General features: G+C 33.3%; 7 protein-coding genes and 1 pseudogene. 4 read left to right on the top strand and 4 right to left on the bottom strand.

Annotated features, from left to right (window positions below; translation table 11 throughout):
• Positions 1 to 872 (bottom strand): annotated as a pseudogene (locus HU235_RS24580) (glycosyltransferase); the annotation flags it as partial.
• A gap of 312 nt (positions 873 to 1,184) precedes the next feature.
• Between HU235_RS24580 and xylA the strand changes: the two are divergent.
• Positions 1,185 to 2,516, top strand: coding sequence for a xylose isomerase (gene xylA, locus HU235_RS24575; protein WP_095303584.1), 1,332 nt, complete (start codon positions 1,185 to 1,187; stop codon positions 2,514 to 2,516).
• Positions 2,517 to 2,847: 331 nt separating this feature from the next.
• Positions 2,848 to 3,066, top strand: coding sequence for a hypothetical protein (locus HU235_RS24570; protein WP_145582479.1), 219 nt, complete (start codon positions 2,848 to 2,850; stop codon positions 3,064 to 3,066).
• A gap of 242 nt (positions 3,067 to 3,308) precedes the next feature.
• On the opposite strand, the gene HU235_RS24565 is transcribed toward HU235_RS24570, so the two are convergent.
• Together HU235_RS24565 and HU235_RS24560 are read right to left on the bottom strand one after the other, a co-directional pair.
• Entirely contained in the window at positions 3,309 to 3,713 is a 405-nt protein-coding gene (locus HU235_RS24565; RefSeq protein ID WP_174881893.1) for an Hsp20/alpha crystallin family protein, read from the bottom strand.
• Positions 3,714 to 3,833: 120 nt separating this feature from the next.
• Positions 3,834 to 3,980, bottom strand: a complete 147-nt coding sequence (locus HU235_RS24560) for a small acid-soluble spore protein P (RefSeq protein ID WP_095300874.1) — start codon at positions 3,978 to 3,980, stop codon at positions 3,834 to 3,836.
• Between the two features lie 135 nt (positions 3,981 to 4,115).
• On the opposite strand from HU235_RS24560, the gene HU235_RS24555 reads away from it, so the two are divergent.
• Positions 4,116 to 4,379: a hypothetical protein gene (locus HU235_RS24555; RefSeq protein WP_174881892.1), complete on the top strand. Its 264-nt coding sequence runs from the start codon at positions 4,116 to 4,118 to the stop codon at positions 4,377 to 4,379.
• 48 nt (positions 4,380 to 4,427) lie between these two features.
• On the opposite strand, the gene sspO is transcribed toward HU235_RS24555, so the two are convergent.
• A complete protein-coding gene (gene sspO / locus HU235_RS24550) occupies positions 4,428 to 4,577 on the bottom strand; it encodes a small acid-soluble spore protein O (protein WP_095300876.1) in 150 nt (49 codons plus the stop codon).
• 306 nt (positions 4,578 to 4,883) lie between these two features.
• Between sspO and acnA the strand changes: the two genes are divergently transcribed.
• Positions 4,884 to 7,610 (top strand): aconitate hydratase AcnA, encoded by a 2,727-nt coding sequence (gene acnA, locus HU235_RS24545; protein WP_174881891.1) that lies wholly within the window; start codon positions 4,884 to 4,886, stop codon positions 7,608 to 7,610.
• Positions 7,611 to 8,031: the final 421 nt, after the last annotated feature.

Genomic DNA, 8,031 nt, shown 5'->3' with positions numbered 1-8,031 from the left:
GTAATTAGTTCATCTAATACTTTATGGAGGTTTTCAGGAGTTGCAATAACGATAGGTAAATCTATTGGTAATTGTTCACGAACATCATCACGAATAAAACCGACAACAACCTTTCCAAGAGCCATTGCTTCTACACTAAGCATTCCATATGTTCCACATAATAATTGGTCGACAATAATATCAGATTGTTTATAGACTTCTAATGCTTCAGAATGGCTCATTTTCTCAATCATTTTAAAGGTGAATGTTCGATTGCTTTTTAGCTTATCAATAGCCTGTTCTACAAATGCTGATCCTTTAAATTCACGGTTTGTTGGCGCATGAATGAGCAACGGATTATCATTATTGATATTAGGATATGAAGGTTGTGTGTTACTTAAATCAAAAGCAAGTGGTAGGACATGAACGTTTTTATAATAGTCTTGGACATAAGGTAATACTTCATAATCCTGAACTATGGCAGTATCAATATATTCTGATATTTCTAATAATCTCTCACGAATTTCTTCATCCGAAAAGTAGCTTGGAGGGAGGGGATATGGGTTTAACTGTTTAGTTAAACTTTCTGTTCGTACATCATTTCCCCAATGGTGCATAATCATCTTTTTTCCTTTTTGCTTAATTTGTGGCAAATCAGCAAATCCTTGCATAAATGTTTCTCCATTATGAAAATGGAACAAATCAAAATTGTCGATGTAGGTAGGGAGTACCTTTGTGATTTCATATAAATCAGTATTAATAATATTGCTATTGTAATTCAAATAAGTATGAAACCAATTATAACCACCAACATTATAGCCATTTTCACGTAAATACTTTGTTAAAATTCCTATTTGTCCAGCGATTTCTGTTGGACCGTGTATGATTTTCATTTATATCTCTCCTTCCTCTATACTATATTCATTTAATGGATTGGTGTAATAAGGAAAAAGCATAGTTTTAAAGCAAAATATAATGATAGAACAATACCTAATAATAGAAATAATGTGCATAATTTGGACCATTTTTATATAAGAATAGATTAAAAGGAAAAAAACTTAGTTTATTCGATAGACAAACTAAGTTTTTTTTGGTACGATAGTTTCAAGAAAAGGATTTCTAATTGAATAACTACTGATAAAAGTTTTATTGTAAGCGATATCAGGTGTGGTTCAATAGAATATTTACATTTAGGGGGAATCATAATGGCTTATTTTGAAAACATTAATGGTATTAAGTATGAAGGAGCTTCATCAAAAAATCCTTTAGCTTTTAAGTATTATAATCCTGAAGAGGTTATTAATGGTAAGTCAATGGAAGAAATTTTACGTTTCTCTGTTGCTTATTGGCATACATTTAATGCAGATGGTTCAGATCCATTTGGTGTTGGTACTGCAATTCGTCCATGGAATCATCTTTCAGGCATGGATTTAGCAAAGGCTCGTGTAGAAGCTGCATTTGAATTATTTGAAAAGCTAAATGTTCCATTTTTCTGCTTCCATGATGTTGATATTGCTCCTGAAGGTGATACATTACTTGAAACAAATAAAAATCAGGATACGATTGTTGCAATGATTAAGGAATATATGAGTACAAGTAAAACAAAACTTTTATGGAATACAGCAAATATGTTCACAAATCCAAGATATGTTCATGGAGCTGCTACTTCTAATAATGCAGATGTATTTGCATATTCCGCAGCAAAGGTTAAAAAGGCTTTAGAAGTTGGTAAAGAGCTTGGTGCTGAAAACTATGTATTCTGGGGCGGAAGAGAAGGATATGAAACTTTATTAAATACAAATATGAAACTTGAACAAGATAACCTAGCTCGTTTCTTCCACATGGCTATTGATTATGCAAAGGAAATTGGTTTTGATGCACAATTTTTAATTGAACCAAAACCAAAAGAGCCTACAAAACATCAATACGACTTTGATGTAGCTACAGGACTTGCATTCTTACAAAAATATGATTTAGCAGATCACTTTAAATTTAATATTGAAGCAAATCACGCTACATTAGCAGGTCATACGTTTGAACATGAGTTACATGTTGCACGCATTAACAATATGTTAGGTTCTGTTGACGCAAACCAAGGTGACACATTGCTTGGATGGGATACAGATGAATTCCCAACAGACTTATATTCTACAACTTTAGCAATGTATGAAATATTGAAAAATGGCGGCCTTGGAAAAGGTGGATTAAACTTTGATGCAAAAGTAAGAAGAGGTTCATTTGAGGCTGAAGATTTATTCCATGCTCATATTGCTGGAATGGATACCTTTGCCATTGGTCTTAAAGTGGCTAATAAATTACTTGAAGACAGAGTTCTTGAAGACTTTATTGAACAACGATATAGCAGTTACACAGAAGGTATTGGTCTTGAAATTGTTGAAGGAAAAACAGATTTACGTAAATTAGAAGCATATGCACTTCAATTAACGGAAATTAAAAACCAATCCGGTAGACAAGAGAGACTAAAAGCATTAGTGAATCAATACTTGCTAGAAACATTATCAAATGTTACAGTTTAATATTTCTTTTAATGGATGGTAAAAAGTCACGAACCCTTTCTCACTTATTATGTGGGAAAGGGTTCGTGTATTGATCATCCATCTTTTTTCATTTTAAGGCTTATTATTTGTTGATATTAGTGCATGGTGTTTGATAAGAAAAACGGCTCTATAGCAGACACTTTAAAGTGTGATGAATGTATTAAGATACTAAATTGCTTTTTGGCCATAATTATCAATGAATCGAAGAAAACATGATACAAGTTTGATTAGTTTGAAAAGGAGGATTAGTGGAATTGATTATGAAGTACATGGTATAGTTAATCTACATTGAATCTAGAGGGTGTATAACATGTACTATATTGTGTTAGATTTAGGATGTGCTGAGTGTGGAGAAAGCTCTAATATTCTTGGGATTTTTACTTCGTTAGATGAGGCAAAAAAAGCTTTAAATGTTTACAAAGAAAAAAATCATTTAGATGAAGAATCGGATCACGAATTTTATATTTATAAAATCGATAAGCTAAACCATATTTATCATAATAGCTATGAGCATATGGTTGAAGAATGACAACATAGATAAGCTAATAACATATATAGTAGAAAAAGGGGTTTATTCCTTATGAAAAGATATTATTGTTCTAGATGTATGTTATTTAGCGAAGAATTCAAAGCTTGCTCACGTTGTGGTAATCAAGAATTAAAATGTATTACAATAAATGTACAAAAATAGGAATTAAAATATTAATATAGAAGAGTAATAAAAGGCAGCAAATCAGCTGTCTTTTATGTTGAATTCCAGTAAGCGTTTTCTCAAAGGTTACCTATTTGAATCGTTTGTTTTATAGGGTGATACCCTTTTTTTGTAATTTTTACTTCTAAAATGCCGTTAAGCAAATTAGCAACAACTTTTTTATTCTCTATGGAAAATGGAAGAGTAATGGAGCGACTACATTTGTTTTTATCTTCAACTTGTGTATTTTTATTATCAATGATTGAAATGATTAGTTTTTCACGTTTCACTTCAATGTGAATATCCTCTTTGACAATATTTTCACCAAGTTCAGCCTCTATTATATATTCATTATTTGTTTCAAATAAATCTACTCTAAAAGTTGTTTCATCCAATAATGTTGTGAATGGATCAATGAAAAATTGAGTCATCCATTCTTCAATTCCATTTATATTCATTGGATTTGCTTTCTTTTTTTCATTCATAATGATTGCCCTCCATAATAGACTTACTTTTACCCCCTTTAACTAATAAAGTATTCAATCTATGTATGATTGTGAAGCATATTTTTTGTTTCGAAAAAAGGAATGGATAAACTCCATTCCTTACATATCATGACCAGCATTATGTTTTTGTCTTGTATGGTTGGCATTTTTAACTTTTTTCGAACCACTTAATGGTTCAGGCTGTGAAGCATTTGGGCCTTTATGCGCATTTTTACGCATATCTTTACCATCATTTTTATTTGTCATATATTATCCCTCCTGTCATTTTAGAATGAGTCAAATGAAGTGAAAACATTCTAAATCTAAGTGAATAATTATAGTGCTTTGAAACATACTAATACATGGTTTAATACTTGGAATATGAAAGGGCCGTGATGAGAGATGCCATATCATAAAGATAAGCAACAATCTTTTCAAGCTGCACAGCAAGGAACAAATGATGCATTAGAAGCATATAATAGTGTTATTAAGGAAGACGCTGATTATGGTACACAATTAAAGCATTTATCAGAAGAAGTGAATGAAGCATACGAGCAAATTAATAATGCGTTAGAAAATGCATCAGAAACTCAAAGACATAGACTTGAGCAATATCAACGTGATCTTCAGAAGATTGTTAATAAAGTGAATGAAACAGATGAATAAATGAAAAACGACGGAAATCCGTCGTTTTTTGTCTGTTTTAGTGCAATATTATTGATTTTTCTTTCGTTTCTTATTGTTTTGCTTTTGGGCAGCTGTAAGTGGTTCGTTTTGCATTTCCTCATTATAACCCGCTCCAACACCTTGGGCACTTGCATCATTCATACCATTAATGACATGGTTTGCTCTTCGCTTCGCCATTTGTATGTCACCTCCAATAATAGAATGGCTCAATTTCACTGAATACATTCTAAGTCAATAAACTTCTCAAGGCTGAAAAATATTAAAAATAAGAAAAACCATGTATAAAATTAGCTAAATTTTTGATATAGTAAAAAAGTAAAACTAGTGCGCTTTCATAAGGAAAACTTATACATATCAATAACATCATTGTTATTTACTTATGATACTAGTTGTATTAAGATTGAATTGTGCGAAATATTTAAAAATGGGGACCATCCTTCGACATGAGTCGACCTTGATTTTAATAAGGGGGAGAAAGTTGAAATGACTAATCAAGTAAAAACGAACCAAGACACTTTCCAAGCACGTAAAAGCTTTACTGTAAATGGAAAGACGTACAACTACTATTCATTACAAGCATTAGAAGATGCTGGTATTGGGAATGTTTCTCGATTACCATATTCAGTCAAAGTTCTTTTAGAATCTGTTTTACGTCAAGTCGACGGAAGAGTTATCACAAAAGAACATGTTGAAAATTTAGCTAAATGGGGAACTAATGAGCTAAAAGATATTGATGTACCTTTTAAACCATCTCGTGTAATTTTACAAGATTTCACAGGTGTTCCAGCTGTTGTTGATCTAGCTTCACTACGTAAAGCGATGGCTGACTTAGGTGGAGATCCTGATAAAATTAATCCTGAAATTCCAGTTGATTTAGTTATTGACCACTCTGTTCAGGTTGATAGAGCTGGAACGCCGGATGCATTAAAATTTAATATGGACCTTGAATTTGAACGTAATGCAGAGCGTTATAAATTTTTAAGCTGGGCTAAAAAGTCATTTGATAACTATCGTGCAGTACCGCCAGCAACAGGTATTGTTCACCAAGTTAACTTAGAATATTTAGCAAGCGTTGTTCACGCTGTTGAAAATGAAGATGGAGAATATGAAGCTTTTCCAGATTCTTTAGTCGGTACTGACTCTCATACAACGATGATTAATGGTATCGGTGTACTTGGATGGGGTGTCGGTGGAATCGAAGCTGAAGCAGGAATGCTTGGACAGCCTTCATATTTCCCAGTTCCTGAAGTTATCGGGGTTAAATTAACGGGTGAACTTCCTAATGGAACAACTGCAACTGATTTAGCTTTAAAAGTAACACAAGTATTACGTCAACAAGGTGTTGTTGGTAAATTCGTTGAATTCTTTGGTCCTGGTGTAGCACAGCTTCCACTTGCAGACCGAGCAACGATTGCAAACATGGCTCCAGAATACGGTGCAACTTGTGGTTTCTTCCCAGTAGATGAAGAAGCTTTAAATTATATGCGCTTAACAGGAAGAGATGATGAGCATATTCAAGTAGTTGGAGAATATTGCAAAGCAAACGGGTTATTTTTCACTCCTGATAATGAAGATCCAATTTTCACTAAAGTTGTTGAAATTGACCTTTCTGAAATCGAAGCAAACTTATCTGGTCCTAAACGTCCACAGGATTTAATTCCACTTTCTGAAATGAAAGAAAAATTCCATGAACATTTAGTAGCACCAGCAGGTAACCAAGGCTTTGGTTTAGAGGCTGATGAAATAAATAAAGAAATCACGATTAAATTTAATAATGGTGAAGAAACAAAAATGAAAACAGGGGCAATTGCTATTGCTGCAATTACAAGCTGTACTAATACATCAAACCCATATGTATTAGTTGCTGCTGGTCTAGTTGCGAAAAAAGCAGTTGAATTAGGCCTTGAAGTTCCTAAATATGTAAAAACTTCATTAGCGCCTGGATCAAAAGTTGTAACTGGTTACCTTGAAAATTCAGGATTATTACCACATCTTGAACAACTTGGATTTAACCTTGTTGGATACGGATGTACAACTTGTATCGGTAACTCTGGTCCACTAGCAGATGAAATTGAAGAAGCAGTAGCTACAAATGATTTATTAGTTACATCTGTACTATCAGGTAACCGTAACTTCGAAGGACGTATTCATCCATTAGTAAAAGGAAACTATCTAGCTTCACCACCTCTAGTTGTTGCATATGCATTAGCTGGAACGGTTGATATTGACCTTCAAAATGATGCATTAGGAAAAGATAAGAATGGTAATGATGTATTCTTTAAGGATATTTGGCCATCAACTAATGAAATTAACGAAGTAGTTAATAAAACAGTTACACCTGAGTTATTTAGAAAAGAATATGAGCAAGTATTTGATGATAATGCTCGTTGGAATGAAATTGAAACAACTGATGAAGCGTTATATGTATGGGATGAGTCATCTACATACATTCAAAACCCACCATTCTTTGAAGGCCTTGAAGCTGAACCTGGTAAAGTAGAAGCTTTACAAGGATTACGTGTTGTAGCTAAATTTGGTGACTCTGTAACGACTGACCATATCTCACCAGCTGGTTCAATTGGAAAGGATACTCCAGCAGGACGTTACCTACAAGAAAATGGGGTTTCTCCAAGGGAATTCAACTCATATGGTTCTCGTCGTGGTAACCACGAAGTAATGATGAGAGGTACTTTTGCAAACATTCGTATTAAAAACCAAATTGCCCCTGGTACAGAAGGTGGTTACACTACTTACTGGCCAACAGGTGAAGTAAAATCAATCTATGATGCTTGTATGGACTACAAACAAGATGGAACAGGACTTGTTGTGTTAGCAGGTAAGGATTATGGAATGGGAAGCTCACGTGACTGGGCTGCAAAAGGAACAAATCTACTTGGTATTAAAACAGTTATTGCTGAAAGCTTTGAGCGTATCCACCGTAGTAACCTTGTATTAATGGGTGTTCTTCCTCTTCAATTTAAAGAAGGGGAAAACGCTGATGTACTAGGATTAACTGGTAAAGAAACAATTGAAGTTGCAATCGATGAATCAGTTAAACCACGAGATTTCGTGAAAGTGACAGCTACAGACGAAGCTGGAAACAAAAAAGAATTTGAAGTATTAGTTCGCTTTGACAGTGAAGTAGAGATTGATTACTATCGTCATGGTGGAATTCTTCAAATGGTATTGCGCGATAAGTTAAAAGGATAAAAATTAACAGGAAAGGAACGATATTTTTTCGTTCCTTTTTTTATTCTAATACTATGTCCAAATTCTAAACGTTTTGTAAATTCATTGTTCTTTTCGATACTACATGATTAAATAAAAATATATGTCATCATATTGAAGGAGTTTTTCGGAAAATTTGATTTATGATGCGATTCATATAGGGCCTTTCACTATACAATACTTTTATTTAGTTGTCCTAATTTCATTTCTATTTACATATTTAATAATGGATGCCTTTTTAACAAAAACAAGGTTAAAACAATTCATTAGAAACAATTACTGGGTTTGTGTTTTCATTGTCTTTATTACATATAAATTTAGTGTTTTAATCTTTCGGCCTCAGCTTATTTCCACTAATAATTGGATTTATCTAACTGGTGGCAATAAAGGTATTTATTTAGGG

This window comes from Metabacillus niabensis, from assembly GCF_902829255.1.
Lineage (GTDB): Bacteria > Bacillota > Bacilli > Bacillales > Bacillaceae > Metabacillus > Metabacillus niabensis.
This window is presented reverse-complemented; position numbering and strand designations above follow the sequence as displayed.